The following is a 26085-nucleotide window of genomic DNA, read 5'->3' as shown; positions in this document are numbered from 1 at the left end:
CCCGCGGCCTCAGGCGGCGGTGGGGGTCTTGGTGGTGGACTCGACGGCCGGCGGGGCCGGCTCGTCGTCCAGCGCCTGGCTTTCGTTCAGGCCCTGCTTCAACGCGCCGACGCTCTGCCCCAGGGACTTCATCGCACCCGGCAACCGCTTGCCGAACAGCACCAGCACGATGACGGCGAAAATCGCCATCTCCGGGAGACCGGGCATTCCGATCAGGGCGAGCGAAGGCGAGTACATGGCGGGGCGGTTCGCGAACGGGACGCGGGCGGGGCGGGACGGATCATTCTACGCCGACGAACCGCCCCGGGTGAAGGGTCCGGCGCCGGAAGCGCCGGTCAGCGCTCGCAATGTTGCAACAACAGGGCGAACTCCGCCGCCTGCAAGGATCGCACGGACGCCCGTTCCGCCGCGTCCCCGCCCCGCATCGCCCGGCGGTAGCGGTCCGTGAAGTCCTGCGGGTCCCAGGCCGGTTCGTCCGTCAGTTCGGCCAGTTCCGCGAAGATCGGGTGCGACCCGACCCGCCGCCACCAGTACCCGCTGTTGCCGTAGTCGCCTTCGAGCCGGTGCATCAGGGCGTGCCAGGCGTCGGCGTCGTGGTCGCCCTCGAGGCTTTGGGAGATGCGGTGCGAGGCGTCGAGGTCGCCGTGCAGGAGGAGCAGTCCCGCCTTCATCAGTTCCGCCGGCTTGCCGGGGCGGTCGGGCAGCAGGCGGTCGCCCGACATCTCGCGCAGCCGCGGCAGGATCGCCTCGCCCTCCGGCGTCGTCTCGCCGACGCGGTCGGCCAGCGTTTCGGTCGAACCCTCCGGCGGCAGGATCGGCCGAACGAACCCCGCGACCGTCGCCGGGGCGGTCTCCAGCAGGGCGAGGAACAACGGGTCGGCGGGCGGGGTCGAATCGGGCATGGTTCCGCTATGATGCGACCCCCCGTTTTTCGCCACAACCGCCGCCCGGCGCCGGTCCCGCCGGCGCCGCCCGCCCCGCCCGTTCGTTTCCGCATGGCCCGCGCCGACGCATCCGCGGACCCGGAGCGGTCCGACGCCGCCGGCACGCCCGCCGACTGGCAGATCGTCGTTCCCCCCGAGGCCCGCGGCGGCCTGCTGAGCGTCGGCAACTTCGACGGGGTCCACCGCGGCCACGCAGCGATTCTGTCCGAACTGAAGCGTCTGGCGAAGAAGCGGGGCGTGCCGGCGGTCGCCGTGACCTTCGACCCGCACCCCGTCGCCGTGCTGCGGCCGGAGTTCACCCCGGCGCTGCTGACCACGCACGAACGCCGGGCCGAACTGCTGCGGGCCGGCGGGGCCGACGCCGTCGTGCGGTTGCCGGTCGACCGGAACCTGCTGGCCCACACCGCCGGGCAGTTCTTCGAACGGGTGCTGCTGGGCGCCTTCGGGGCCGTCGGCGTGGTGGAGGGCGGCGACTTCCGCTTCGGCAAGGACCGGGTGGGGGACGTCTCGACGCTCCGCCGCTGGGGCCGGCCGCACGGGTGGACCGTGGAAACCGTGGAGGCGGTGACGGTCGACGGCGCCCCCGTCAGTTCCTCCCGCATCCGCGGTCTGATCGCGGAGGGGGCCGTGGCGGAGGCGGCCCGGCTGCTCGGTCGGCCGCACCGGCTGGCCGGCACGGTCGTCAGCGGCGAGGGTCGCGGCCGCACGCTGGGGTTCCCGACGGCGAATCTGGCGAAACTGGACGTGCTCCCCCCCGCCCCCGGCGTCTACGCCGGCCGGGCGACGGTGGACGGAAGGAACTATCCCGTGGCGCTGCACCTCGGTCCGCGGCCGACGTTCGACGCCGGCCCGCCCACCGCGGAGGCCCACCTGCTGGACTTCTCCGGCGACCTGTACGGCCGCCGGCTCGCGGTGGACCTGTTGGACCGGGTGCGGGGCGTGCGAGCCTTCGAGAACGCCGAGGAGTTGAAGCGGCAGGTGCTCGCGGACGTTTCTGCCGCCCGCCGAATCGCTACCGCGACACCGACGGGCGAATCGGGCTAACATCCCGCATGCCCGTCGATTGGACCCCGTTGCGCCCCCTCCTCGACGCCGCGGACCGCGTGGCGCTGACGAGTCACGCCCGCCCGGACGCCGACGCCCTCGGCAGCGAACTGGCCCTCGCCGCCATTCTGGAGGCGATGGGCAAAACGGTCTCGATCGTGAACCCCTCCGGGGCGCCGGACAATCTGGCGTTCCTCGACCCGCACGGTCGCATCGCCGTCTTCCCCCGGCAGGGCGCCGGCCGCGAAGCCGGCGCCGCCAGCGGGGCGGACTTCGTGGAGAATCACGATTTACACATCGTGGTCGACACCTCCTCGTTCGTGCAGCTGGGCGAGTTGGCCAAGGTCTTCCAGCGGACCGGGGCGAAACGGGTGGTGATCGACCACCACCAGGCCAGCGACGATCTGGAAGCGATCGGGGCGACGGTCTTCCGGGACACCTCCGCGGAGGCCGCCGGGGCGATGGTCGCGGAGATGGCGGACGCCCTCAGCCTGCCGCTGCCGCCGGCGGCGATCACCCCGCTGTTCGTTGCGATCGCCACGGACACCGGCTGGTTCCGCCACAGCAACACCCGCCCCTCGACGATGCGGCTGGCCGCCCGGCTGATGGAAGCCGGCGCCGACCCGACGGAGCTGTACCGCAAACTCTATGAGGAGCAATCGATCCAGAGCCTGCTGCTCAGCGGCGAGGGCCGTCGGCGGATGAAGATCGATTGTGACGGGAAGCTGGCCTACACGACCGTGGGCGCCGCGGAGTTCGCCAGCACCGGCGGCCGCCCGCCGGACACCGAGGGCCTCGCCAACGACTGCCTGCGGGTCGGCGGGACGGAGGCCTCTTTCGTGGCCGTCGAACAGCCGGACGGCCGGGTGAAGCTGTCTTTCCGCAGTCGCGGCGGCTGCGACGTGAGCGCCTTGGCCGCCTCCTTCGGCGGCGGCGGACACCGGCAGGCCGCCGGCGCGATGGTCGCCGGCCCGCTGGACGTCGCCGCCGAACGGGTGCGGCTGGCGTTCGAGCACGCCCTCGACTGTCGTTCCTAGGCTGGCCGGCCCGAGGCGCAAGCCTCGGCGGTCGAGCGGCCTCTCGCGCGGCCGGAGCTTGCGCTCCGGGCTGGTCAACCGTGTTGCAGGTGACGAAACGTTCGGGCCGACGTAGACTGTCCGTCCGCCTCCCCGCATTCCATCCGTCACGTCATGGCCAAAACCCAGCGCAAGCTCAAGAAAGCCCATCACGGGGCTCGCCCCGCCAGCAGCAAAGCCCGCAAGCAAAAGCGGCGGGCGATTAAGACCTAATCGGTCTGACAGCACAGAGACGTCGGAACGCCGAGGCCCCGCGGGGCCTCGGCGTTCCGCATGCGCCCCTCAAACTGGACGGGCGTCAGACCTGCCGGGCGTCGCGTTCGGCGCGGGCCGTCTCGCTCCACCACAGCCGCCGGGGGATCGCGGCGCCGGCGGCGATGATCGTCAGGTGCACCGCGGCGACCCAGACGAGGGTCATCAGCACGCCCTCGGTGAACCCGTAGCTGTGCAGGCCCACGCCGAGTTCGTTCGTGCCGAACCAGCTCCAGGCGACGGCGAGATTGCCGGCGATCGCCAGCACCGCCAAACCGCGTTCGCCGACCAGCTTGCCCCAGCGGGCGTGCAGCACGAGGGCGTTCCAGATCACGATGATCAGGGCGCCGTTCTCCTTCGGGTCCCAGCCCCAGAAGCGGCCCCAGCTGTCGTCGGCCCAGAGGCCGCCGAGGATCGTGCCGACGAGGCTCAGCAGCGCCGCGAAACAGACGACCCCGTAGATCATCCCCGCCAGGGCCCGGCCGAGATCCTGCCCGGCCGACCGCGTGCCCGGCCGGCCGACGACCGTCGCCAGCGCCGGCGAGCACAGCCCGCCGAGCACGTAGAATAGGCCCAGAATCCCCGCGACCCCGGTTGCGGCGTAGCCCAGCGTGATCGTGACCACGTGGGTGGCAAGCCAGAACTGGGTGTCCAGCACGGCCTGGAGCACGGTGAAGGTGTCGCCCTTCGACAGCGGCTCCGAGTGGGCGATCAGCAGCGTGCCGACCCCGCCGACGCAGGCCAGCGCATTCCCCACGCCCCAGCCGTACAGCCGTTCGATCAACAGGCCTAGGCCCACCGCTCCCCAGCCGATGAATACGGCCGAGGAATACAGATTCGTCACCGGCGGGCGGCCGGAGATGTAGATGCGGCCCGCCAGCGCCACGGTGTGCACGGCGAAGGTGAACATCACCAGCCAGAACGCGGCCCGCCGCGGCGGCACACCCCAGCCGACCGGCACCAGCACCCAGCCGACGAGCGTGAACACCGTCGCCGCGATGTACAGCGCCCAGCACCACCACAGCGGGGCGGCGTGGTTGAACCAGGCTTCGAAATTGATCGCCCCCTGGGCCAGCGGCGGGTCGGAGCGGGCGACGTCGAACTCCGCCCGGCGCTCCTCGTCGGCGTCGACGACCCGCTGCCGCACCCGTTTGACGGCCAGGTTGAAGGCGCGGGGTTCGTCGGCCTTCCACGCCTCCCGCAGCTCGCGCCAGGCGTCGACGACCGGGTCCGGTTCGCCGTCGAACTCCGCGGGCGTCAGCGTCGCGGACAGCCCGGGAATCGGCTCCGAACCCGGTTCGAGCCGGTTCACGAACCGCTCCGGCGAGACGCCGGCCTGTTCCAGCACGGGCAGCATCCCGGCCTCGGTGGACTCCTGCAGGTCCGCATGGGCCAGCGTCTCCCACCGCGGGCCGCGGGGCACGGCCAGCGGAGCCTGCCCCTCGTCCCACAGCCGGGCGTACCGCTGGGCGTAGCTGGCCAGCGAGGCCCCCGGCGGCACGGAGGCGTCCGGGTCGAAGGAGATCAGCAGGGTGTTCACCACCCCCAACTGCTGGGCGAGCTGCACGAAGGCCCGGTCATCGGCGGTTTTCGGTTCGCCCTCACCGTCGGGACCGCGGATGTCGTCGATCCGTTTGCTCAGCGTCGCGGTGAAGTCGTCCGGCAACTCGCCGATGGCATAGGTCAGCCCTTCCCGCGGCTTCAGTCCGAACGTGCTGAGCACCTGCGGGTTCGTGATGCGGAACACCCGGTGGTTCGCCATCGCCGGCGGGTCGGCGATCAGATCGAGGAACCAGCGGAGGGCGGGGGACCGGGTGAGGGTTGGGTCGTCCGGGTCGGTGCCGTCGGCGACCTGCTCCGGCGTGGGGAAGGTCGCGGTCTCGAACGACTGTTTGTTGCCGTTGATCGCCTTCAGGGCGTTGCGGGCGACGGTGTCGATCGGCTTGAACCGCCCGTTGTGCAGCACGGGGATCTTGCCGAAGGCGTCCAGGTCGAAACCGACCCCCGCCGTCGCCGCCTTCTCGGCGCTGACGTACGGCTCCGGCGCCCGCCACTTGGAGACGGCGTATCCGCCCAGCACGAGGACCACGACCGCCGGGAAGACCCAGCCCCAGCGGCCGGTTCCGGGTTCGTCGCCCGGGTCCGGGACGGGGGCGTCCGCGGGTTCGTGCTTTGCTGCGGCGGCGGGAACCGTCACCGGCCCGCGACGGCCGAGGAACCGGGTCAGGCTCATGCAGAACTGGGCCAGCATCCCCACCGCCAGCACCATGCAGGCGACGTAGGGCACCATCCAGCCGTCGTTCGTCACCACCTGCAACCCGGTCCCCTCGGGCTGCGGCGTCGAGAACGGCCCGGCGGGCACGGCCCCGTAGAAGTTCTGCTGATAGAAGGTCCGTCCGCTGTACCGCAGCGGGTTGTTCATCTTGATGAACGCCGCAAACGGCTCGCCGGCCTCCTCGCCCGCCCGGTCGGGCAGGGGGGCGATCTCAAGGTCGCTCTCGTAGGTCCGCGGCGTGGAGGTGCCGGGGTACATCTCCGCCCGCACCGCCTTCAGACCGACCGTGTAGGGCAGGTACTTGCGGGCGTAGCGCAGCTGCAGGCGGACCGGGCCGTCCGGCGTCTCGACGACCACGGGAACCGGATCGAGCAGGTTCCGCAGCGTGACGTTGTCCGTCCACAGCAGCGCCTCGCCGAGTTCTTTCCCGTTCTTGTCCGTCAGGCGGAACAGCCCGCCGGGGCGATCTTGGGCGGAGGCCGTGTCGCCCACGCCGACGCCTTTGGCGACCTCCACCAGCGTGAACCCCGGGTCGCCGCCGGGGGCGTCGTCGGGGGCGGAGAGCACGTCCTCGTCCGCCGGTCGGCTGGCCCGGGCGTTTTCGAACAGTTCCACGGGCGTGACGGCCAGCGGCAGCCGCGGGTCGTCGATCGTCCGACCCTCCTCCTCGGCGGCGAGCAATTCGTCGCCGGAGATGACGGCGTGCCGGTCGCCCTCGGGGGTCTCGGTGATCAGGGCCAGTTCGAAATGGCGGGCGTCGGTGAGGTAGTCCACCCGGTCGCCCTCCCGCAGGAAGATGGAGGCCTCCTGCGTGGGCTGACGGGCGACGACGCCGGTGTAGAACTCGCTGCCGAGCAACATCAGCAGACCGCAGTGCAGCAGGAAGGTGCCGCCCTGCCGGCCGAAGATCGGCAGCAACCCGGCCAGCAGCACGCCGGCGGCGAAGGTGGCCTTCATCAGGTTCCACAGGATCCGGGCGCTCCCGTCGGAGACCGCCCCCTGGAACAACGCCCACAGGGCCAGCGCCAGCCCGCCGACCGCCCCCGCGGCGATCAGAATCGTGACCGGCTCCCGCCGTTTGACCGGGTCGGCCAGCGCCCGCAGCGTCCAGACGCTCATCCCGATCCCGGCCGCGGCGACGCAGACCCGGAACAGGTTCCACATCGCGGCGAAGCCCAGCAGCGGCACGTCCTGCGTGGCCCCGCCGCTCATCCCGGAGACCACCACCGCCCAGGTGATCGCCGCCCCCGCGGCGGTCACGGCCAGTCCGGCCCACAGCTTCGTCCCGGAGGCCTTCACCTGGAATTTGGTGAGCATCGAGGCGATCTGATTGATCGCCAGCCCCAGCCCCAGCGTCCAGCCGCCGGGAAACCAGAAGCCGCCGCCGATCTCGTCGACGTTCCAGTTCGCCGGCGTGCCGGGGCCGAACCAGGTCGCCGGCAGCAGGTCGCGGATCGGGATGTAGGCGAACCAGCAGCGGAAATAGCCGTGGACGACCTCCCAGATGTCCTTGTTCACCTGCGCCAGCGTGCCGGCCAGCACGAGGAACAGGCTGAGGGAGAGCAGCGTGACGGTGATCCGCAGCGAGGCCAGGGCGTTCAGAACGCCGGAGGTTGCGGTCCGGGAGTCCGTCGTCCGGTCGCTGCGGGCGGGGGCGAGGTCGTCGGCCATCGTCATTCGCCTTCCGCTTGAGTGTCGTTGTTTTGGGAGCCGTCGAACTGCACGCCGGCGAGGAACTGCTCGAAAGCGGGGGTCGCGGCGGCGACGGCGTCGGCGTCGCCGAGCAGCTTGAACAGCCACAGGGAGTCCCCGCGGGTCAGGGCGGCGGCGAGCACGGTCGGCCCGCCCTCCTCCTTCGCGGGGAGTTCGATCCGCACGGCGTCCGCCCCGCCGACGGAGATCGGACCGGCGTCCTCCGCCGGGTTCCACGGGCCGGTGCCGGACTGATCCGCGACGATGCCGACCAGGTCCGTCAGCGACATCGCCGAGGCGGGAAACTCGCTGATCGTCACCCGGGCGGCGTCTTCGCCGGCACCGGCCGTGAATGCCAACCGGGCCGTCGACGGCGCCGGCTCCTCGCCCCAGCCCTCCGGCAGGTCGTATTCAAACAGCGCCGCGGCCGCCTGCGGCGGGGCCGACGCTTGCGGTTTCGCGGGTGACGGAGAGGCAGGGGACGCCCCCGCCATCTCTGCGGCCGCCGGCGTGGAGACTCGAAGAACCTGAGCCGTCGACCCGTCGGCGAGCGTCACCTCCTCCACCGTGCCGGCGTCGCCGGTCGCTCCGACCTGCCCCCGCCAGCGTTCGACGTCCGCGTCGATGCGTTCTTCCAGGTCGCCGCTGACGCCCAGTCGGATCACGGTCGCCTCGGTGCCGTCGGGGGTCAGCAGCGTGGCCGCCCGCATGCCGCTGCCGGGCTGCTCGGTCCAGCCTTCCGGCACGGTCCAGGTCGGCTCGCCGTCCTCGAAGGAGACGGTTTTCAGCCAGGCGTGAAAGTCGTCCTCGGCGGCCTCGACCGCGGCGACGGGGCCGCTGAGCTTGAAGTACCAGAGGGCGCCGTCGGCCGCCCGTTTGGTGGCGATCGCCCCGAGGAGCCGTTGCGGTTCGTCGGGCGTCTGCACGCCGGTCATTCCGCCGCCGGCCGCCCCGCCGGCGAAGGGGGCGAAGGGCGGCCTCGTCGCGGGGGCCGTTGCGGCGGGGGCCGTCGTGGGGACGGCCGCCGAGTCGGTCGGCTCCAGCGCCGGCACGGTGTAGACGGAGATCGGGTCCTCTTCCCCGCCGCAGCCGACCAGCGTCGCCGCCGCGAGCAGCGCGCCCAGCAGCGGGCGGGGCGAAATCAGTGGGGCAACGAACCGCAACGGCACGGCGGGGAGGGGGGTGAGAACGCGGGGCGGGGCCGCCGCCCGCCGGATGCGGGGCGGCCGGTTGAGGGGCGACGGCGGGGGGCGGGGGGACGATTGTATCCGGGGAACGCCCCCAAGGGCGCCGGGCGGGCCGGCCGCCGCGGCACATTGACCGGGCTTGCTGGATGCGTTGGGGCCTTTTCGAACGCCGGTCCGCGATTGGCACGCCGTTCGCAACAAGTCGGTTCGGATCGCGAACGCACGACGCCGCCGCTGATCCGCCCGCCGTCGCGGGGACCGTCGTCTGTCGGTTTTACAATCGCCCGCCGGGGGATTGTCGTCCTGACATCCGGCCGGCTCGCCGCGGGGCTTGTTCACCGTAACCCATCGGCAAGAGGCCGCCCGGGTGTCCGACCGCACGACCGTTCCCGCTCCCCGTCCCCAAGTCGGGACGACCGCTCGCCGGGGAGTCCGCGCCGTTCCGCTGATCGTGGCGGCGGCGGCGCTGTCGCTGGCCTCCGCCGGTCCGCCGGCCGACGCCGGGGCGGACCCCCTCGCCGCCGACCGGGCCGCCGCGTCGCCGGAACCCGCCGGCCCGGAGGTCGTGACTCACCCCGAGCGCACCGCCGCCTTCGGGAAGGACTTCGGCGACGTCAAGCTGATCTGGTTCACGATGACCAACTGCGGTCCGTGCCAGACGATCCGCCCCTTCATCGAGCGGATGCACGCCGACGGCCTGCCGATCTACAAGGTCGACCTGAACGGCCGGCCGGACCTCGCCCAGCGGTTCGGGGTCAACAGCGCCCCGACCTTCCTCTTACAGGTGAACGGCGAAGAGGTGCACCGCAGCGCCGGGGTGCCCGGCGGGGACGGCTACGGCGTCGCCCAGCGGCTGCGGACCCGGCTGACGAGCGCCATGACCGCCAACGCGGCCGCCCTCGCCCGGGCCGAACGCGACCGCCAGCCGGAACGCCTGCCCGAGACGCCCCGCCGCCCGGTCGAGCCCTCGGACGTCCCCCTGCAACTGACCGGCGGCCGGGAGCAGGGCAGCCCGGAGTCCGACCGCGGGGGCTTCTTTGACTGGCTGAAGTTCAAAAAGGACGAGGAGCGGAACGGACCGAAGACGATCGACGATCCGTTCGCCGACGCCGACCCGGCCGGCTTCGCCTCCGCCGACGAGCCGGGCGCCGATCGCTCCGGCGCCGCGGCGGCCTCCGGCGGGTACGAGCGGTCCGCCGTCGCCGACGCCCCGCCGGTCTCGCCGGAGCGGGACCCGATGAAGACGGTCGTTCGCATTCAGGTGTTCGACGCCCAGGGCCTGAACTTCGGCAGCGGCACGGTGATCGCCAGCCGCCCCGGCCGGGCGGTCGTGCTGACCTGCGGGCACATTTTCCGCACCCACAAGCCGGGCGGCCGGATCGAGGTGGAGACCTTCGCCGACGGCGCCCCGCGGGCTTGGCCGGCGACGCTGATCGGCTTCGACGAGCAGAGCGACGTCGGCCTGCTGGCGGTTCAATGCCCCCACACGGTGCCGGCCAGCGCCCTGGCCCCGCCGGGCGTCGCCCCGGGCGACAAGGTAGTGAGCGTCGGCTGCGACGGCGGCAAAGAGCCGACCCGGCAGGGCCACCGCGTGCAGCGGGTGCCGGCCTGCATGGGGCCGAAAAACTTCAGCTGCACGGGCCAGCCGCAGCTCGGCCGCAGCGGGGGCGGGTGTTTCGACGGGGCGGGCCGGCTGATCGGCGTCGTCTGGAGCCGCAGCGAGGACCCGCCGGAGGGCATCTACACCGCGATCGAGCCGATCAACGCCCTGCTGGACAAGCACGGGCTGACCGCCCTGAAGCCGCCCCCGGCCGGTTCGGGGTCCGCCCCCGCGACCTCTCCCGAGCCGGAGTTCGAGTCCCCCGGCGGGACGAACGCCGAGCAGTTCGCCGGGGCCGAGGCCTTCGACGCCGAGGACAGCCCCGCGACCGACGATCCCGCCGCGGAGGTTTGGATGGACGCGTTGTTCGAGGAAGGCGACCCGACCGCCGCCCCGGCCCGCACCGCCTCCGTCGACCCGCCGGCCGCCCCCCAGAGCCGCCCGGCCGCGACGCGGGAGAGCTCCGCCGCGGTGGCGGACGTACTGGGCGCCGCGGGCGGGTCGGAGATCACCTGCATCATCCGCCCGCTGGGCCCGGAGGGCGGGCCGACGCGGATCGTGGTCATCAACAAGGCGACGCAGCGGACCCTCGCCCTGCTGCAGGGCGACGCCGCCGGCGGGGCCGTCGAGACCAGCCTGTACCAGCCGACCCCTGCCGGGACGCCGACCGCCCCGGCGGCGCCCGCCGCCCCGCTGCGGCTGGGCAACGGGATCGTGCGGACCCGCGGCGACGCCCCGGGCACCGCCTGCCGGCCGCTGGTTTGTCGCCCGCGGCGGGTTCGTCGATAATCCCGCCCCGATCCACCGACCCCGCACCGCCGGAGCGCCCCCCGATGCCGATCCTCAACGACAACTCCGAGTCCATCGGCAAAACGCCCTTGGTGAAGATCAACAAGCTGGCCGCCGACACCGGGGCGACCGTGCTGGCGAAGATCGAGGGCCGTAACCCGGCCTACAGCGTGAAGTGCCGGATCGGCGCCAACATGATCTGGGACGCGGAAAAGCGGGGCGTGCTCAAGCCGGGCATGCAGGTGGTCGAGCCGACCAGCGGCAACACCGGCATCGCGCTGGCGTTCGTCTGCGCCGCCCGCGGCTACAAGCTGACGCTCTGCATGCCGGAAAGCATGAGCCTCGAACGCCGGGCGATGATGCGGTCGCTGGGGGCGAACCTCGTCCTCACCCCCGCCGCCGACGGCATGAAGGGCGCCATCAACAAGGCCGCCGAGATCGCCGAGGAGATCGGCGCCTTCCTGCCCCAGCAGTTCGAAAACCCGGCCAACCCGGAGATCCACGCCAAAACCACCGGCCCGGAGATCTGGGAGGACACCGACGGCAAAGTCGACATCTTCGTCGCCGGCGTGGGCACCGGCGGCACGATCACCGGCGTCAGCCGCTACTGGGAGCAGGAGAAGGGCACGCCCCTGCACAGCGTCGCCGTCGAACCGGAAACCAGCCCCGTCATCTCCGGCGGCTCCCCCGGCAAACATAAGATTCAGGGGATCGGCGCCGGCTTCATCCCCAAGAACCTCGACGTCAGCCTCGTCGACGAGGTGGTCAAGGTGACCGACGAGGAGAGTTTCGAGATGGCCAAGCGGATCGCCGCCGAGGAGGGCATTACCTGCGGCATCAGTTGCGGCGCCGCGATGGCCGGGGCTCTCAAGATCGCCTCCAAGCCGGAGAACAAGGGCAAAACGATCGTCGTCGTCCTGCCGGACATCGGCGAGCGCTACATGACCACCCCGCTGTTCGAGACCTTCCGCGACGAACCGCAACTCGCGTCCGCGGCTTAATCGCATCGGTTAGCCGCTCTCTTCAAGAGAGCGGCTAACCGATCCGCTCGCCCGGGAGACAGTCTTCGTAGATCGCGTCCGCCGGCAACGTCACGCCGAAGCGCGGCAGGTCCACGTCCTCCGCACGGAACCGCCGCTCCGCCCACTGCTCGCCGTCGCGGGTGAGGCGAAGAATTTCGCGGACGTTCGGCTGAACGATGAGGTAGTTCTCAAGCGACGGAATACGGAAGTACTCCCGCCGCTTTTCCCCGCGGTCGATGCGGGCGGTGGAGGGGGAGAGAACCTCAGCGACGAGAACCGGGGCGGCGAACGTCTCCTCCGACTCCTCGGCGAACTCCGGCGGGAACGGGACCGTGACCACGTCGGGGTAGTAGTACGGGCCGTCGGGCACGCGGGTCCGGGTCGACTGCGAATGGGTCACGAGCGCTCGCCCGGAAAAGAGATTGCCGAGCAGGCGGGCGAGATTCGCAGCGACCTGGCCGTGATTGAACGTTCCGCCGCTTACTGCCCGCACCTCGCCGTCGATCCACTCGTACCGGAGTTCGTGCGCCCCGCGGTCGAACTCACGGTACTCCTCCCGTGTCATGGGCGGAAGAAACGCCGGTCCGGACTCCCCCGCCTTCGGGGGGCGGGGCAACGTCGTGGCGGACATCGGCGACTCCGAGGACGGCGGGGACGGAACGTCTCCATCATACCGTGTCGCCCGACCGCATTGCGGACCGGGCGGTTCGCCGGTGCAATGCCCCGCTCGCCTTCCTTCTTTCAATCCACCGTTCGATGGCCGACTCCGCCCCGCACACCAACCCGCCCGCCGGGCGGGACTATTCCGAATACGGCTTCGCCAGCCGGGCGGTGCACACCGGCGTCGACAAAGACGGGCAGTACCGCAGCGCCACCACGCCGATCTACCCGACCAGCACGTTCGTCTGGGACGACGTGCGGACCAACCGCGGCTACGACTACACCCGCAGCGCCAACCCCACCCGCCGGGCGCTGGAGGAGAACCTCGCCAGCCTCTGCGGCGGCGTCGACTGCCGGGTAACCTGCAGCGGCATGGCCGCGGTGGACCTGGCCTGCCACCTGCTCAACAGCGGCGATCACATGATCGCCGGCCGGGACATCTACGGCGGCACCTACCGCCTGTTCCACGACGTGCTGCCCAAGCGCGGCGTGCGGGTCTCCTTCGTGAACCTCTCCGACCCGGACGAGGTCGCCGCCGCGGTCTCGGAGAACACCAAGGCCCTCTGGATCGAGACGCCCAGCAACCCGCTGATGAACGTCCACGACGTCCGGGCGCTGGTCAAAGTGACCAAGGAAAAGGGCCTGTTCACGATCGCCGACAACACGTTCCTCTCCCCGGCCCTGCAGCGGCCGATCGAGTTGGGCGTGGACGTGGAGGTGCACTCCACCACCAAATACATCAACGGGCACTCCGACGTGATCGCCGGCGCCGTGGTCGCCGGCAGCGAGGAGTACGCCAAGGGCATCGCCTTCGCCTGCAACGCCCTCGGCCTGGGCGGCAGCCCGTTCGACTGCTGGCTGACGCTGCGGGGCGTGAAAACGCTGGGCGTTCGCATGAAGAAGCACGAGGAGAACGCCCTCGCCGTGGCGAAGTTCCTCGACCAGCACCCCGCCGTGGAAAAGGTGCACTACCCCGGCCTGCCGCATCACCCAGGGCACGAACTGGCGAAGAGCCAGCAGGACGGCTTCGGGGCGATGCTGTCGTTCGAAACCGCCGGCGACATGCAGTTCGCCCAGAACACCCTGACCGGCACCAAACTGGTGATGCTCGCCGAATCGCTGGGCGGCATCGAGAGCCTGTGGCAGTACCCCTTCCTGATGAGCCACGCCAGCATGAGCGAGGAAGCCCGCCGGGCCGGGGGGATCAACGAGCACCTGATCCGCCTGTCGGTCGGGATCGAGGACGCCGACGACCTCATCAAGGACATCGGCGGGGCGCTGGAGGCGGCCAGCGCCAAGGCGTGATCCGGCCGTCACGCCGCGACCCCACGGGGCCGCGGCGTGACGCACGTTGGGGGAAACGCGGATTGACCGTCCCGGCGGTCCGGACCTACGGTTGAGGCTGCGCCCGCCGCGTTCCGTTCAGAAGGCTCACGCCTAGCGTTCCCCACACGACCGGAGACCCGCCGATGTCGCCCGCCCCGCCGCCGCCCGGTCCGCCCGATCCCGGGCCCCGCCCGGAGTCCCGCATCGTCGCCGGGGCGGACGCCCTGAAGCGGTTCTTCGCCGGGCTGGTCGAGAACACCTTTCAGGCGGAACTGGGGGTGGCGGACCCGTCGCTGACGGACTACCTCGGCGACCTGCTGGTGAGGTTCACCAAGTGGGACGCGATCTTCCGGCTCCGCACGCCGGACGGGGCCCGGATCGAACAAGTCGCCGGGATGCTCCAGGAAGCCGATCAACGCGAAGGCCGTCCCCGTCGGGACGGCTTTCGTCATGCCGGGGACGTGGCGTTGTTCCTCACCGGCGTCTATCCGGAGCGTCTGCGGCGCCGCAACGCCGCCGACGCCCTGCTGGACGTGGCCTCGCTGGGGAAGGCGGCCTACCGCACCGCCGCGGACGCTCCGCCGGACGAAGCGGACGGCCCGGTGCTGCTCCGGCTGGCGGACGAGTTCGAGGTCTGCGGCGTCGGCCTGAGCCGGGTCCGCCGGCAGTGGGAGAAGCTCGCGGCGTGACTCTTCTTCCCCCCTCTCCCTTGAGGGAGAGGGGCCGGGGGTGAGGGTGGGGAACGGTTCGCCGGCCTCCGCTCATGCGGTGACGTGACCGACGAGAACAGGGAGCGGACGGGGAATAGCATCCGTCAGTCACAGCCCCCTCACCCCCAACCCCTCTCCCCCAAAAGGGGGGCGAGGGGAGCAATATTACCCGCCCCGCACGCTGCGACGCAGGGCGACAACGAGGCCGTCGTAGGCGGATTGCAGGCGGGCGTCGCGGTCGGCCTGCGGTTCGGTCGGCGAACCGGTCGTCGCGGCGGCGACGAGATTTCGCACGGCGGCGGCGGAGCGGTCGTCCAGCAGCACGGCGGTGCGGCCGACGCGTTCCCGCAGCCGATCCACGCAGGCTTCGAACCGCCCCGCCTCCCCGGCGTTGGCGGCGGCCATGAGGGAGTCGGCCGTCTCGGCGACCTCCCCGGCCAAGTCGAGTTGCCGCGGCTCCAGGCTCCGGCGGCGGCGCTCCGCTCCGCGGCTCAGGCCCAGCAGGTAGCCGGCGATCCCGCCGGCGACCAGCGCCGCGATCCAGCCCAGCGAGACCAGCAACGCATGCACCCGGGCGTCGTTGGACGGCGGCGGCGGCGGCGGCGGGGCGTCGCCCGGCGATGGCAGCTCGTTGGGGTCGAACCCGCCGCCCAACTCGGCCCGGCTCCGCGGGGCCGCCGTCCGCGGTCGCGGCGGGGGGGCGATCACGCCGGGATCGTTCGACAGCCGTTCGGACGGCCGCCCGAACGGATTCGGCCGCCCGCCGAACAGATCGCTGCCGGACTCGACGCCGCTGCCGCTTTCCCGCGGCTCAAGGCCCGCCATTTGTTCGTACGTCATCGAACGACTGCCCGACTCGAGGTTACGGACCCAACCGCTCCCGGTTTCGATCCATCCGCTGCCGTCCTCGATGACCCGACGGACGCTGCTGGAGCCCGGGCTGAGTTGAATGCGGCCAGAACCGGACTGCGGGGCAAAACGCGGCGGGTTGTCGTACGCCCCCTCCGGCGGCGGGTCGAAGCCGCGACGGAGGCCGCTCCCGCTTTCGAATCGTATCCCGCTGCCGCTCTGGACGGGCGCCGCGCTTCCCGGGCGGCCGTCGAACCGGCCGCCCAGGCCGCTGCCGGACTCGAACCGCAGGCCGCTGCCGCTTTCGGGCGTCAGCCCGCTGCCGCTCTCCGGCCGCTCCGGGGCGTCGACCGGTTCGGCGTCGCCGAACAGGCCGTCGAACAGCCCCCCCAATTGCACGGCGGGGGCCGCCGTCGTCGGGGAACCGGCCAGCAGGGCGGCGGCGAGCAGGGCGGGGGTCATCGCGTCGCCTGGTTCTTCGGTTTCGATCCGGTCGGGTTCGAGACCTTCCCGCTCGGCTTCCACTGCGGGTCGGGCACGTGCTCCGCGGCGGCGATCTCGATCATCCGGGCGACGATCTCCGGGTGCTCCGCGGCAACGTCGTGCTGCTCGGCGAGGTCCGTGCTGAGGTCGTACAGGGCCGGGGTCTTGGAGCCGAGGGGGCGGAAGATCGCCTTCCAGTTCCCCATGCGGACGGCCTGCTTCGAACCCTGCTCGTAGAACTCCCAGTAAAGGTGATCGTGCTCCTCCTGCCGGTCCGCGTCGCCGCGGAGGGTGGGGGCGAAGCTGATCGAATCCAGCCCCGGCGGGGTCTCCGTGCCGGCGAGGTCGGCGGCGGTGGCGTAGAAGTCCCCGAAGTAGGCGACGTGGTCGCTGGTCGTGCCGGCCGGCACGTGGCCGGGCCAGCAGGCGATGGTCGGCACGCGGATGCCGCCCTCGGTCAACGTCCGCTTCAAGCCGGTCAGCGGGCCGGTGGCGTCGAACTGGCTCAGGTCGTGGCCGCTCTCTTTATGGGGGCCGTTGTCGGAGGTGAAGATAATCAGCGTGCTCTCGGTCAGGCCGAGATCGTCGATCTTCGCGACCAGTTCGCCCACCTGCTTGTCCAGCAGGGCGATCATCGCGGCGTGGCCCTTGGTGGCGTCGTCCCAGTCGTCGCGGTCGGCGAAGGCGCCGTAGTCCGGCAGGTAGCGGTCGGCGGTCTCGGTGTCGTACTGCAGGCCGGGCACCTCGGAGCCGCCGCCGGGCCGACGGCGGGCCTCGTTGTTGGCGTGCGGCAGGGTGCTGGCGTAGTAGAGGAAGAACGGCCCCTCGGCGGGGTCCTCCACGAACTGCAACGCCTCCTCGTGGATCACCTCGGCGCTGTAGGCGCCCTTCTTGGTGGCGTAGCCGACGCCGAACAGCGGTTCGCGGCCCGCGGCGCCCTCCGGCACCACGTTCGGTTGCGGGACGACCTCCTCGTTCCGATACAGGAACGCGGGGTAGTAGTTGTGGGCGTGGTGCTGGTTGAGATAGCCGAAGAACTCGTCGAAGCCCTGCTTGTTGGGTGTACCCTCGGTGCCGGGTTCGCCCAGGCCCCATTTGCCGAACAGGCCGGTGCGATAGCCGGCGTCCTGGAGGGTCTCCGCGACGGTGACGTAGCCGTCGGCCAGCGGGACGCGGGCGTTGCCGCGGATGGGGGTGTGACCGGTGTGCAGGCCGGTCATCAGCACGCTGCGGCTGGGGGCGCACACGGTGCTGCCGGCGTAGAAGTCCGTGAACTTCATCCCGCGGGCGGCGAGGGCGTCGATGTTCGGCGTAGGCACCGCGGTCGCCCCGAAGGCGCCGACGTCCCCGTAGCCGAGATCGTCCGCCATGAACCAGACGACGTTCGGCTTCGCCGCCGAGCCGGCGTCGCCCTGCTCAACGGGACCGGCGTCCACCGGGGCGGCGAGGGCGGGGGCGAGGCAGAGCGACGCCGCAAAAAGCGTCCAGACACACCGACGAAGCATCGGGCGAAACCGTTGGGAGGGGCGAACGGTCTCACCATGACGCCGCCCAGCGCCGCGTGCAATCAGGCAGTTTCTGCCGGAACGCTGAGGCCCCGTGGGGCCTCGGCGTTGCGAGGGTTCTTTGGGGCGTACAGGCACAGGGCCCCGAACGTCAGCAGGGCGAGGGTGTCGAAGTTGTACGACAACCAGACGAGCGCCAGGTCGTCGCCCAGCAGGAACTTCCGTCCGCCCCAGATCGCCGCCGCCGACAGCCAGAAGGCGACCGTGCGACCGCGGGTCTCGGCCCCCGCGACGAGCCGCCGCCCGGCGAGGAACACGACCGGCAACGCCAGCACGGTGTGGTGCTTCCAGCAGACCGGCGAGAGCAGCGCCGCGAACAGGCAGGCGACCGCCCAGTCCCGGGCGAACGGGTCGTGCGACTCGGAGGAGAGCGCCGGCGGCCAAGTCGTCCGCCACGGGCGCCGCATCCGCCAGGCGACCGCGGCGCCCATCGCCAGGATCACGGCGTAGATCGCTTTGCGGGCGGTCGGGGCGTCGAGGTCCCCGAACTGCACAAATAGCGGGTGATCGAGATACAGCGGGTGGCCCGGTTCGTAGGTCTCCAGCAGCCGGGCCAGCGCCGCCCGCAGGCCGACGTTCTGGTGCTTGGGGGCTTCAATCTCGCCGGGGGAGGGGTAGGCGTCCGGGGAGTCGCCCAGCACTGTGGTGACGTGCGTCACCCAGGCCTTGTTCTGTTCCACCGCTTCGTCCCAACCCAGATAGAGGGCCGGGGCGAGGTTCAGGGCGATCAGACCCACGACCGTCGCCGCTGCGGCCTGCCACTCCCGCTTCCACACCAGGAGGGGAAGAAAGAGCAGCGGCGTGACCCGAAAGGAGATCGCCGCCGCCAGCCAGAGCCCGCCCAGCCAGGCTCGGCCCCGGGCGATCGCCGCCCCCGCCGCGGTGAGCATGCCGAGGCAGAGCAGTTGCAGGCCGCACTCGTCGAGGTCCCGCAGGAGGAAGGGGAACAGCACGGCGCCGGCCAGCGCCGCGGCGGCGAACCGGCGGGGGGGCGCCAGCGGGCCGTCCTGCCGCTCGGCGAGGCGTTCCCACACCCGCCAGGTGGCCCAGACGGTCAGCAGGGCCGCGGAGTAGACCAACGCCTTGCCGACCCGCACCGGGAGCGCCGCGATCGCCCCCTGAAACGCGCAGCGGGCCAGCGGGTAGAAGTTCCCCGGGCTGCGGTACGGCTCCCCGGCGAGGAAGTCCGCGCCGAAGTTGAGGTAGACCCGGTAGTCGTTTTCCCGCTTGAAGACGGCGTAAACGAATTCCACCGCGCACAGGATCGCCACGAACGTCAGCACGCCCGTGCGGAAGCGGGGGGTCTCGAACCACCGGGGGCGGTCCGGGTCGGCGGCGGGCGAGCCGGGAGCGCCCGGGGCGGGAGAAGCGGTCATGCGGAACGTTCGGGCCGGGCGGGCGGCCGAGACGGTAGAGCCGCCCCCATCGCCCGGTCAACGGGCGGGCCGGTCCCCGGACGTCGGATCCGGCGTGCGGCCGGTCTCGCCCGCGGGCCGTCGCGTGATTACCGTTCGCCCCCGTCCCGCTCCGCCGGGGTCGCCTCCCGCCCGTCCGCCCGGCCCGATGTTCGCGCTCGCCGACGTGACCAAAACCTTCGGGCGGGGACGCCGCGGCGTGGAGCCGACGACGGTGCTCGATGGGCTCTCCCTGACGTTCGAGCCGAACCGGACCACAGCGCTGATCGGCCCCAGCGGGTGCGGGAAGTCGACGGTGCTGCGGCTCCTGATCGGCCTGCTCCGCCCGAACGCCGGCCTCGTCACCGCCGACGGCGAACCGCTCCCGCCGCCCGACACCGCGGCGCTGCGGGCGCTGCGGCACCGCGTCGGCTACGTCATCCAGGACGGCGGCCTGTTCCCGCATCTGTCGGCCCGCGGCAACGTCACCCTGCTGGCCCGGCACCTCGGCTGGTCGGGGGACCGGATCGAGAGCCGGCTGCATTCCCTCTGCATGCTCTGCCGGTTCGACCCCGACCTGCTGGACCGCCGCCCGTCGCGGCTGTCGGGCGGCCAGCGGCAGCGGGTCGGGCTGATCCGGGCCCTGTTCTGCGAGCCCGACGCCCTGCTGATGGACGAACCGCTCGGCGCCCTGGACCCGATCGTCCGCGACGAGTTGCAGGGCGAACTGGTCGAGCTGTTCGCCGCCCTCAAGAAAACCGTGGTGATCGTCACCCACGACCTCGCCGAGGCCGCCCGAATGAGCCCGGACCTCGTGCTGCTCTCCGGCGGCCGCGTCGCCCAGCGGGGACCGTACGAGGCCCTGCGGGACGACCCGGCGGATCAGTTCGTCGAACGGTTCGTCACCGCCCAGCGGGGGCTGCCGGCGTGAGGGGTTCGTTGCTCGCCGCCGTGCTGATCACGGGCCTCGCCGGCCCCTGCGCCGCGCCGCTTTCCGCCGAGGAGGCGCCGCGGGTCCGGGTGGGCTCCAAGGCGTTCACGGAGTCCGTCGTGCTCGGCGAGCTGGCCGCCCAGCTGGCCCGGGACGCCGGGGCGATCGTCACCCACGACGCCGCCCTCGGCGGCACGCAGACCGCCTGGAAGGCCTTGGCGGAAGGGCAGATCGACCTCTACCCGGAGTACACCGGCACCCTCGTCCGCGACATCCTCCAGCGGCCGGAGCTGACCACGCTGCCCGAGATGCGGGCCGCCGTCGCCCCGCTGGGGCTGAAGATCAGCGACCCGCTCGGCTTCGCCAACGGCTACGCCCTGGGGATGACGGAGGAGCGGGCCGAGGAGCTGGACGTTCGCACGATCTCCGACCTGCGGAAGCACCCCGGGCTGCGGCTGGGGTTCAACTTCGAGTTCCTCGAACGGGACGACGGCTGGAGCGGCTTGCAGCGGGCCTACCGGCTGCCGCAGACCGCCGTGACGGGGTTGGAGCACGAGGCCGCCTACAGCGGGCTGAAAAGCGGCGCCCTGGACGTGATCGAGCTCTACACGACCGACGCGAAGCTCAGCCGGGCCTCGATCCGGCAGTTGGAGGATGACCGCGGGTTCTTCCCGGACTACAGCGCCGTGCTGCTGTACCGGGCGGAACTCGCCGACGAGGCCCCGGCGGCACTGGAGGCGATCCGCCGGCTGGAGGGCACTCTGGACGAGGAGACGATGATCGCCCTGAACGCCCGGGTCGACGGCGAGGGCGTGCCGGAGCCCGTCGCCGCCGGGGAACTGCTGGCGGAGCGGTATCCCTCCATCCCGGTCCCCGCCGCCCCGAGCCTGTTCGAGCGGATCGCGGCCCGCACCGTGGAGCACCTCGGGCTGGTCGTCACGGCGCTGGGCTGCGGCCTACTGGCCGCCGTCCCGCTGGGCGTCTTCGCCGCGAAGCGTCCCCGGCCGGGGGCCTGGGTGCTGGGCGCCACCGGGCTGCTGCAAACCGTGCCCAGCCTGGCGCTGTTCGTGTTCCTGATCCCCGTGCTGGGGCTGGGATTCGCCCCGGCGGCGGTCGCGTTGTTCCTCTATTCGCTGCTCCCGGTGGTGCGGGGCACCCACGCCGGGCTGACCGGCATCCCGGAAGCGACCCGCGAGAGCGCCCGGGCCCTCGGCCTGCCGCCGGCGGTGCGGTTGTGGCGGATCGAACTGCCGTTGGCCCTGGGGTCGATCTTCGCCGGCATCAAGACGGCGGCGGTGATCTGCGTGGGCACGGCGACGCTGGGCGGGTTCATCGCCGCCGGCGGCTACGGGGAACCGATCTTCACCGGCCTCCGCCGTGACGACATCGGCCCGGTGCTGGAGGGGGCGATCCCGGCCGCCGTGATGGCGCTGCTGGTCCAGTTCGCCTTCGACCGGCTCGAACGGACGCTCTCGAAGCGGCGGTAACCGCCCCTCTCACACGCCCCCCCGGTTCGCCGTCGCCGTTAGGCGGCGCGCCCGTCAGCGGGTCCGCACCCGGTTCCCGCTCACCTCCAACCGCCCCGAGGCCCACCGCCGAACGGCTTCCGGCAGGGCCTCGCGTTCCGCGTCGAACACCCGGGCGGCCAGCGCGTCGGCGTCGTCGTCCGGCTCCACCGGCACGACCGATTGCAGCACGATCGGCCCGGCGTCGTATTCCTCCGTCACCAGGTGCACCGTGCACCCGCTGACCGTCACCCCCCGGGCCAGCGCCGCCCGGTGCACCCGGTCGCCGTACATCCCCGCCCCCCCGAACGCCGGCAGCAGCGAGGGGTGAATGTTCAACACCCGCAGGTCCCACCGCTCCGGAATCGGCAACCGCGACAGGAACCCGGCCAGCACGACGAGGTCCGCCCCGCTCGCCTCGACCCGGCTCCAAACCGCCTCGCCGAAGGCCGCCACGTCGGGAAACGATCGGGGGGCGACGACTTCCGCCGACAGCCCCGCCTCCTCGCACCGCACCACCCCGGCGCATTCCCGGGAGGCCAGCACGGACACGATCTCCGCCTCCAACGCCCCCGCGGCGATCTGCTCGTGCAGGTTCAATACGGTCCGCCCGCCGCCGGAGATCAGACAGGCCAGCCGCACCGGTCGCCCCAGCGGCGCCGCCAGCGGGCGGCGGGGGGCGGGTCGTTCGGGGTCATTCGCCACGGGGGAACTCGGGCTCGTCTTCGGGGGGCGGGGTGAAGCCGCCCAGGTCGGGCGTTTCGCCCCCGCCGGCGGCGACCGTGCCCTTCCGCCGCTTCGGCCGCAACCACCAGGCCCACACGCCGGCGCTGAGGCCCACCACCGCCACCGCCGCGGTCAGCGCGAGCACGAACGGCGTCGCGGGCGGCGGTTGGACCGCCCGCACCGGTTCGACCCGCTCCGCGAGAATCAGCGGGGCGATTCGGACCTTCCCGTCCCGGGCCTCGTAGCCCCACCGTTTGAAGAACCGCCCGGTCACCTTGACCGGTTCCAGCAGGTCGTCCCCCCGCGGCAACCCGGGCGCCGCCAGGGCGACCACCACCGCCGGGTTCGTCTGCGAGTCGTCCGTGTAGACCCACAGTTCGACCCGGGTCTCGTCCGGGTCCGCCGCGGTGGGGCCGGCGGGGTACTCCGTGATCTTGCGGGCCTGCCCGATCAGCGTGACGGCCTGCCCGCGGTAGGTCTCGGGGTTGTTGAACAGATCCGGGAACGCGGGGAAGTCGCGGCTCTCCGGCAGGTTCAGGGCCTCCCGCCGTTGCTCCCGAAAGCGAATCGCCTCCGCTTCGAGGGCCGCCGGGTCGGCGACCCGCAGTTCGTCCAACACCGCTTCGTACAGCGCCCCCTCCGCCGGCTGCACGCCGAGGGTGTCGTCCCGCACGATGGCGAAGCGGTCGTCGGCCGCCCGATCGGGGACCTCGGACGGCGCCACGTCGTCCGAGGCGGTCGTGGCGGCGTCGCCCTCGCCTTGGTCGGGGTCGTCTTGTCGGGCGGGCTCGTCTTGGACGGGAGTGCGATTCGCCCCGACTGCCATTCCGGCGCCCGCCGGCGGCCCGACGAGCAGCCCGACCGCCAAACCGACCCCGGCGAACAGCGCGGCGGCGGCGGGGCGGGGGGGCGTCATGCTCCCAGTCTTTCGCCGGAGGCGTCGCGGCGAAAGCCTGTGGGCGCCGCGTTCGCGGCGGTCGCCCAACTCATTTGACGCCGCCCGCTGGCGACCTAACATCCCGCCCACCGCGAGCGGCCGCCGACCGCCCTCGATTCGCCCCGGACGATCGGCACGGCGTTCGCATCTCTCCCGGGCGTATTCCTCGCCCAAACGCAAAGCGATCTCATGGCCGTTCAGACTTTCACCGACGGCAACTTCCAGGACGAAGTGCTGGCCGCCGACACCCCGGTTCTCGTCGACTTCTGGGCCCCGTGGTGCGGCCCCTGCAAGATGATCGGCCCGACCATCGAAGAGCTGGCCGGCGAGTACGAGGGCAAGGTTCGCGTCGGCAAGCTCAACACCGACGAGAACCCCCAGGTCGCCAGCAGCCACAACATCAGCTCGATCCCGACGGTGATGCTGTTCAAGAACGGCGAAGTCGTCGACCGCGTGGTCGGCGTCGCGGACAAGAGCAAGTTCGCCGCCATGCTGGACAGCCACGCCTGAGGCCCCGCCTCCTCCGCCGGACGCCCGCGTCCGGCGGAGCAAGTTCATCGCGAAGCCACCCCGCCCGGGTTCCGTCCCGGGCCGGCGGTGAAGAAGCCGTCGCGGAGGGACCCGCGGCGGTTTTCGCGTGCGCCGTCTTCGGTTCGCCGTCGCCGCGAGGCGGCGAGCCCCGGGGCCGCGGCCTCGAACGGGGTTGCCCTGTGCGCCGCCGCGGCCGGTGTGCTATCCGGCGAGGGTCCCCCCGTCGCCCGGCCCGCCGATGTCCGCTCCCCCCCCGACGACGCCGCCCGACCAGGCCGCGGCCCTTTCCGAAGCGGAAGCGGACCACCTGCTCTCCCGCCTCCAGCGGGACGCCGGCTCCCTCTCCCCCACGGAGCTGCGGGCGCTGGCCCTCACGCTGACCGAACGCCGCGACGCCGTCGCCCGTCGCGAGGCCGCCGTCGTGGCCCGGGAAGAGCGGACCGAGGCCGAGGTCGCCCGCCGCGAAGCCGCCGCCGCCGACCGCGACGCCCGGGCCGCCGACCGCGAACGAGCCGCCGCCGACCGCCGCCGTGAGGCCGACGAGCGGGCCGCCGCCGCCGAGCGGTTCCTCTCCGATCTGGAACGGGACCGGGCCGCCTTCGCCGCGGACCGGGAGCGGGCCAAGGCGGAGATCGAAGCCGCCAAAATCGCCTGCGACGGCGAGTTGGACGACCGCCGCGCCGCCCACGAGCGGGAACTGGCCGCGGAACGGGCCGCCTGGGAGGAGGAACGGGCCGCCGAACGCAGCGCCTGGGAGGCCGAACGCCGGGCCGCCGAGAGCCGGCTGGCCGACGAACGCAGCGCCCTGGACCGTCTGCGGGATCAGCTGACCGAGGACGCCGCCGAACTGGAGAGCGACCGCGACCGCCTCGCCGCCGATCGGCGGGCGTTCGAGGAAGACCAGATCGCCGCCCGGGACCTGCTCGAACAGGAGCGGGCCGTGCTGGAGAACCGGCTGAACTTCCGCAAGGCCCACCTCGATCGCACCGCCGAGGAGCTGCGGCAGGCCCGCGGCGAGTTCGACGCCCGGGTGCAGCGGGCCCGGACCGCGATGGTGCGGGCCGCGGAGATCGCCGACGGCCGCCGCCGCGGGCTGGACCGCTTCCGCGAGCTGCTGGACAAGCGGGAGGAATCGCTCTCCCGCTACGCCGCCCGCTCCGCCGAGGACCGTGCCGCCGCCGCCGCGGACCTCGCCGCCCGCCGGGCCGCCGTCGCGGACGACGCCGCCGCCTTCGAACTGACCCGGCAGGAGAGCGCCGCCGCGGTCGCCAAGGACCGGGAGACGCTCGACGCCCGCGCTGCCGCCCTTGACTCCCGCGAAAAGAGTCTGGCGGAGTTACGCGAACAACTGGAAGCCGCCCACCGGGAGACATTGACGCTTCGTGTTGCCGTCGAAGAGTTACTGCCGCGGTTGAAGGACGCCGGGCCCAGCGCCCCGGTCGGTCTGCGGCTGGAGGAAAGCCGGCGGCGGGTGGTGGCGTACCTCGGCGAGCGGGAGGAGTCGCTGAGCCGGCGGGCCGCCGACCTGGAGCAGGCCAAGCGGACGCTCGCCCATCAGGCGGAGGAATTGGAGACGCAACGCCGCCTGCTCACCCGCTGGGAGGCGGAACGCCGCTCCGCCGCCGCGGCCCGCGAGGAGGAGCTGCTCCGCCGGGCCGCCGCCGTCGCCGCCCGCGACGACCTGTTCGACCGCGCCCGCAGCCGCTGGCGCGAGGAGACGAACAGGTCCGGGGCGATGATCCGCGAACTGCTGCGGGAGATGGAGGACGCCGTCGCCGCGGACCTCCGCGACGAACCGGCGATCTTCAAACTGCCCGCCCCCGAGGAACTGGGCGCCGCGGAGGATCGCCCCCGCGGCCTCATCCTCCCCGACGGCGCCCGCCGGGCGGCCTGAGCGAACCGCAATCCGACGGGGAGGGTCCGTCCGCCGCGATGCCCTCCCTGTTCGTCCTCACCGCCGCCGACACCGACCGGGCCGTGATCCTGCGACGGGGTCCGTCAAAATGGTTCCACGTCATCGGCTGGGACACCCACCGCGACGTCTTCGAACACGGGGCGTGGATCAAAGGGCGGATCTACGAACCTGCCTGCGACCTCTCGCCGGACGGGCGGTTGCTGGTCGCGTTCATCAGCAAACACTCCGCCTACCAGTTTAAGAGCAGCTACACCCACGCCTGGACTGCGGTCAGCCGCGTCCCGTGGCTCCAAGCCGTAGCGTTGTGGCCGCAGGGAACGACGTATTACGGCGGCGGGCGGTGGGACGGCCCGCGATCCCTGGTCGCCCGCTTCAACCCCGCTGACGTCCATCCCCAGCACCCTGCGGACGGACTGGAAGTTCGCCCCTCACGGTGTACCACCCCGTCCGACGCCCCGATCCATACCGGCGGCGACCTCCTGCCGGACGCCGACTGGTCCGGCCGCGATCAGCGCGGCGGCGTGATCTTCACTCGCGGCGGACGGCTCTATCGGTTGGAGCAGGACGAGGAGCGGTTGATCGCCGACTTCACGGACCTCACCCCCGATCCGCAGCCGGCGCCGGAGTGGGCGGGGCGACCGCTTTCGTAGGGCGAGCGGTGGGCGTCAGCCC

The 26085-nt window shown here is 72.3% G+C and carries 22 protein-coding genes; 12 read left to right on the top strand and 10 right to left on the bottom strand.

Features of this window, described 5'->3' with window-relative positions:
- Positions 1–9: 9 nt before the first annotated feature.
- The gene (locus ACG2DA_RS12125) at positions 10–237 is read right to left on the bottom strand and encodes a twin-arginine translocase TatA/TatE family subunit (RefSeq protein ID WP_395255947.1); all 228 of its coding nucleotides are present in this window, start codon (positions 235–237) and stop codon (positions 10–12) included.
- A 98-nt stretch (positions 238–335) separates the two neighbouring features.
- Positions 336–902, bottom strand: coding sequence for a hypothetical protein (locus ACG2DA_RS12120; protein ID WP_395255946.1), 567 nt, complete (start codon positions 900–902; stop codon positions 336–338).
- 93 nt (positions 903–995) lie between these two features.
- Here ACG2DA_RS12120 and ACG2DA_RS12115 point away from each other — a divergent pair, with 93 nt between their 5' ends.
- From ACG2DA_RS12115 to ACG2DA_RS12105, 3 genes are all read left to right on the top strand, one after another.
- Positions 996–1988, top strand: coding sequence for a bifunctional riboflavin kinase/FAD synthetase (locus tag ACG2DA_RS12115; protein WP_395255945.1), 993 nt, complete (start codon positions 996–998; stop codon positions 1986–1988).
- Positions 1989–2017: 29 nt separating this feature from the next.
- A complete protein-coding gene (locus tag ACG2DA_RS12110; protein ID WP_395255944.1) occupies positions 2018–3025 on the top strand; it encodes a bifunctional oligoribonuclease/PAP phosphatase NrnA in 1008 nt (335 codons plus the stop codon).
- Between the two features lie 153 nt (positions 3026–3178).
- Positions 3179–3277: a 50S ribosomal protein bL37 gene (locus ACG2DA_RS12105; RefSeq protein WP_395255943.1), complete on the top strand. Its 99-nt coding sequence runs from the start codon at positions 3179–3181 to the stop codon at positions 3275–3277.
- Positions 3278–3362: 85 nt separating this feature from the next.
- On the opposite strand, the gene ccsA is transcribed toward ACG2DA_RS12105, so the two are convergent.
- Both ccsA and ACG2DA_RS12095 read right to left on the bottom strand, forming a co-directional pair.
- Entirely contained in the window at positions 3363–7262 is a 3900-nt protein-coding gene (gene ccsA, locus ACG2DA_RS12100; protein WP_395255942.1) for a cytochrome c biogenesis protein CcsA, read from the bottom strand.
- Between the two features lie 2 nt (positions 7263–7264).
- Positions 7265–8446: a hypothetical protein gene (locus ACG2DA_RS12095; protein WP_395255941.1), complete on the bottom strand. Its 1182-nt coding sequence runs from the start codon at positions 8444–8446 to the stop codon at positions 7265–7267.
- 391 nt (positions 8447–8837) lie between these two features.
- On the opposite strand from ACG2DA_RS12095, the gene ACG2DA_RS12090 reads away from it, so the two are divergent.
- Positions 8838–10859, top strand: coding sequence for a trypsin-like peptidase domain-containing protein (locus ACG2DA_RS12090; RefSeq protein ID WP_395255940.1), 2022 nt, complete (start codon positions 8838–8840; stop codon positions 10857–10859).
- Positions 10860–10903: 44 nt separating this feature from the next.
- A complete protein-coding gene (cysK, locus tag ACG2DA_RS12085; RefSeq protein ID WP_395255939.1) occupies positions 10904–11860 on the top strand; it encodes a cysteine synthase A in 957 nt (318 codons plus the stop codon).
- Between the two features lie 34 nt (positions 11861–11894).
- Here cysK and ACG2DA_RS12080 read toward each other — a convergent pair whose 3' ends face one another.
- On the bottom strand, positions 11895–12512 hold the full coding sequence (locus ACG2DA_RS12080) for a Uma2 family endonuclease (RefSeq protein WP_395255938.1): 618 nt from the start codon (positions 12510–12512) through the stop codon (positions 11895–11897).
- 125 nt (positions 12513–12637) lie between these two features.
- Between ACG2DA_RS12080 and ACG2DA_RS12075 the strand changes: the two genes are divergently transcribed.
- Positions 12638–13846: a trans-sulfuration enzyme family protein gene (locus tag ACG2DA_RS12075; protein WP_395255937.1), complete on the top strand. Its 1209-nt coding sequence runs from the start codon at positions 12638–12640 to the stop codon at positions 13844–13846.
- Positions 13847–14010: 164 nt separating this feature from the next.
- Complete coding sequence (locus ACG2DA_RS12070) at positions 14011–14556, top strand: hypothetical protein (protein WP_395255936.1); 546 nt, start codon at positions 14011–14013, stop codon at positions 14554–14556.
- A gap of 186 nt (positions 14557–14742) precedes the next feature.
- Here ACG2DA_RS12070 and ACG2DA_RS12065 read toward each other — a convergent pair whose 3' ends face one another.
- The 3 genes from ACG2DA_RS12065 to ACG2DA_RS12055 form a co-directional block, all read right to left on the bottom strand.
- The gene (locus tag ACG2DA_RS12065; RefSeq protein WP_395255934.1) at positions 14743–15888 is read right to left on the bottom strand and encodes a hypothetical protein; all 1146 of its coding nucleotides are present in this window, start codon (positions 15886–15888) and stop codon (positions 14743–14745) included.
- Positions 15885–17414 carry an arylsulfatase gene (locus ACG2DA_RS12060; protein WP_395255933.1) on the bottom strand — a complete coding sequence of 510 codons (1530 nt, stop codon included), beginning with the start codon at positions 17412–17414 and terminating at the stop codon, positions 15885–15887. Before ACG2DA_RS12060 ends, ACG2DA_RS12065 begins: the two co-directional genes overlap by 4 nt.
- A 62-nt stretch (positions 17415–17476) precedes the next feature.
- The gene (locus ACG2DA_RS12055) at positions 17477–18850 is read right to left on the bottom strand and encodes a glycosyltransferase family 87 protein (RefSeq protein WP_395255932.1); all 1374 of its coding nucleotides are present in this window, start codon (positions 18848–18850) and stop codon (positions 17477–17479) included.
- 187 nt (positions 18851–19037) lie between these two features.
- On the opposite strand from ACG2DA_RS12055, the gene ACG2DA_RS12050 reads away from it, so the two are divergent.
- Both ACG2DA_RS12050 and ACG2DA_RS12045 read left to right on the top strand, forming a co-directional pair.
- Positions 19038–19799 (top strand): ATP-binding cassette domain-containing protein, encoded by a 762-nt coding sequence (locus ACG2DA_RS12050; protein WP_395255931.1) that lies wholly within the window; start codon positions 19038–19040, stop codon positions 19797–19799.
- On the top strand, positions 19796–21286 hold the full coding sequence (locus tag ACG2DA_RS12045) for a glycine betaine ABC transporter substrate-binding protein (protein ID WP_395255930.1): 1491 nt from the start codon (positions 19796–19798) through the stop codon (positions 21284–21286). The genes ACG2DA_RS12050 and ACG2DA_RS12045 overlap by 4 nt, the downstream gene beginning before the upstream one ends.
- Before the next feature lie 54 nt (positions 21287–21340).
- Here ACG2DA_RS12045 and ACG2DA_RS12040 read toward each other — a convergent pair whose 3' ends face one another.
- Positions 21341–22009 carry a phosphoribosylglycinamide formyltransferase gene (locus ACG2DA_RS12040; protein ID WP_395255928.1) on the bottom strand — a complete coding sequence of 223 codons (669 nt, stop codon included), beginning with the start codon at positions 22007–22009 and terminating at the stop codon, positions 21341–21343.
- Positions 21999–22946: a hypothetical protein gene (locus ACG2DA_RS12035; RefSeq protein ID WP_395255927.1), complete on the bottom strand. Its 948-nt coding sequence runs from the start codon at positions 22944–22946 to the stop codon at positions 21999–22001. The genes ACG2DA_RS12040 and ACG2DA_RS12035 overlap by 11 nt, the downstream gene beginning before the upstream one ends.
- A gap of 210 nt (positions 22947–23156) precedes the next feature.
- Between ACG2DA_RS12035 and trxA the strand changes: the two genes are divergently transcribed.
- The 3 genes from trxA to ACG2DA_RS12020 all read left to right on the top strand — a co-directional run bounded on the left by trxA (position 23157) and on the right by ACG2DA_RS12020 (position 26063).
- Positions 23157–23477 carry a thioredoxin gene (trxA, locus tag ACG2DA_RS12030; RefSeq protein WP_395255926.1) on the top strand — a complete coding sequence of 107 codons (321 nt, stop codon included), beginning with the start codon at positions 23157–23159 and terminating at the stop codon, positions 23475–23477.
- 259 nt (positions 23478–23736) lie between these two features.
- Complete coding sequence (locus tag ACG2DA_RS12025) at positions 23737–25392, top strand: hypothetical protein (protein ID WP_395255924.1); 1656 nt, start codon at positions 23737–23739, stop codon at positions 25390–25392.
- 38 nt (positions 25393–25430) lie between these two features.
- A complete protein-coding gene (locus tag ACG2DA_RS12020) occupies positions 25431–26063 on the top strand; it encodes a hypothetical protein (RefSeq protein WP_395255922.1) in 633 nt (210 codons plus the stop codon).
- Positions 26064–26085 lie beyond the last annotated feature (22 nt).

The organism is Alienimonas sp. DA493, from assembly GCF_043951915.1.
In the GTDB taxonomy this organism is placed as follows: Bacteria; Planctomycetota; Planctomycetia; order Planctomycetales; family Planctomycetaceae; genus Alienimonas.
Note: the sequence above shows the minus strand (reverse complement) of the source record. Positions and strands in the feature narration are given on the sequence as shown.

Bases quoted from the DNA above. Each gene is read 5' to 3' on its own strand.
- ACG2DA_RS12075 (WP_395255937.1), top strand. From the start codon at position 12,638: ATGGCCGACTCCGCCCCGCACACCAACCCGCCCGCCGGGCGGGACTAT.
- ACG2DA_RS12050 (WP_395255931.1), top strand. From the start codon at position 19,038: ATGTTCGCGCTCGCCGACGTGACCAAAACCTTCGGGCGGGGACGCCGC.
- ccsA (WP_395255942.1), bottom strand. From the start codon at position 7,262: ATGGCCGACGACCTCGCCCCCGCCCGCAGCGACCGGACGACGGACTCC.
- ACG2DA_RS12105 (WP_395255943.1), top strand. From the start codon at position 3,179: ATGGCCAAAACCCAGCGCAAGCTCAAGAAAGCCCATCACGGGGCTCGC.
- ACG2DA_RS12070 (WP_395255936.1), top strand. From the start codon at position 14,011: ATGTCGCCCGCCCCGCCGCCGCCCGGTCCGCCCGATCCCGGGCCCCGC.
- ACG2DA_RS12120 (WP_395255946.1), bottom strand. From the start codon at position 902: ATGCCCGATTCGACCCCGCCCGCCGACCCGTTGTTCCTCGCCCTGCTG.
- ACG2DA_RS12065 (WP_395255934.1), bottom strand. From the start codon at position 15,888: ATGACCCCCGCCCTGCTCGCCGCCGCCCTGCTGGCCGGTTCCCCGACG.
- ACG2DA_RS12115 (WP_395255945.1), top strand. From the start codon at position 996: ATGGCCCGCGCCGACGCATCCGCGGACCCGGAGCGGTCCGACGCCGCC.
- ACG2DA_RS12080 (WP_395255938.1), bottom strand. From the start codon at position 12,512: ATGTCCGCCACGACGTTGCCCCGCCCCCCGAAGGCGGGGGAGTCCGGA.
- ACG2DA_RS12020 (WP_395255922.1), top strand. From the start codon at position 25,431: ATGCCCTCCCTGTTCGTCCTCACCGCCGCCGACACCGACCGGGCCGTG.
- ACG2DA_RS12055 (WP_395255932.1), bottom strand. From the start codon at position 18,850: ATGACCGCTTCTCCCGCCCCGGGCGCTCCCGGCTCGCCCGCCGCCGAC.
- cysK (WP_395255939.1), top strand. From the start codon at position 10,904: ATGCCGATCCTCAACGACAACTCCGAGTCCATCGGCAAAACGCCCTTG.
- ACG2DA_RS12060 (WP_395255933.1), bottom strand. From the start codon at position 17,414: ATGCTTCGTCGGTGTGTCTGGACGCTTTTTGCGGCGTCGCTCTGCCTC.
- ACG2DA_RS12025 (WP_395255924.1), top strand. From the start codon at position 23,737: ATGTCCGCTCCCCCCCCGACGACGCCGCCCGACCAGGCCGCGGCCCTT.
- ACG2DA_RS12125 (WP_395255947.1), bottom strand. From the start codon at position 237: ATGTACTCGCCTTCGCTCGCCCTGATCGGAATGCCCGGTCTCCCGGAG.
- ACG2DA_RS12035 (WP_395255927.1), bottom strand. From the start codon at position 22,946: ATGACGCCCCCCCGCCCCGCCGCCGCCGCGCTGTTCGCCGGGGTCGGT.
- trxA (WP_395255926.1), top strand. From the start codon at position 23,157: ATGGCCGTTCAGACTTTCACCGACGGCAACTTCCAGGACGAAGTGCTG.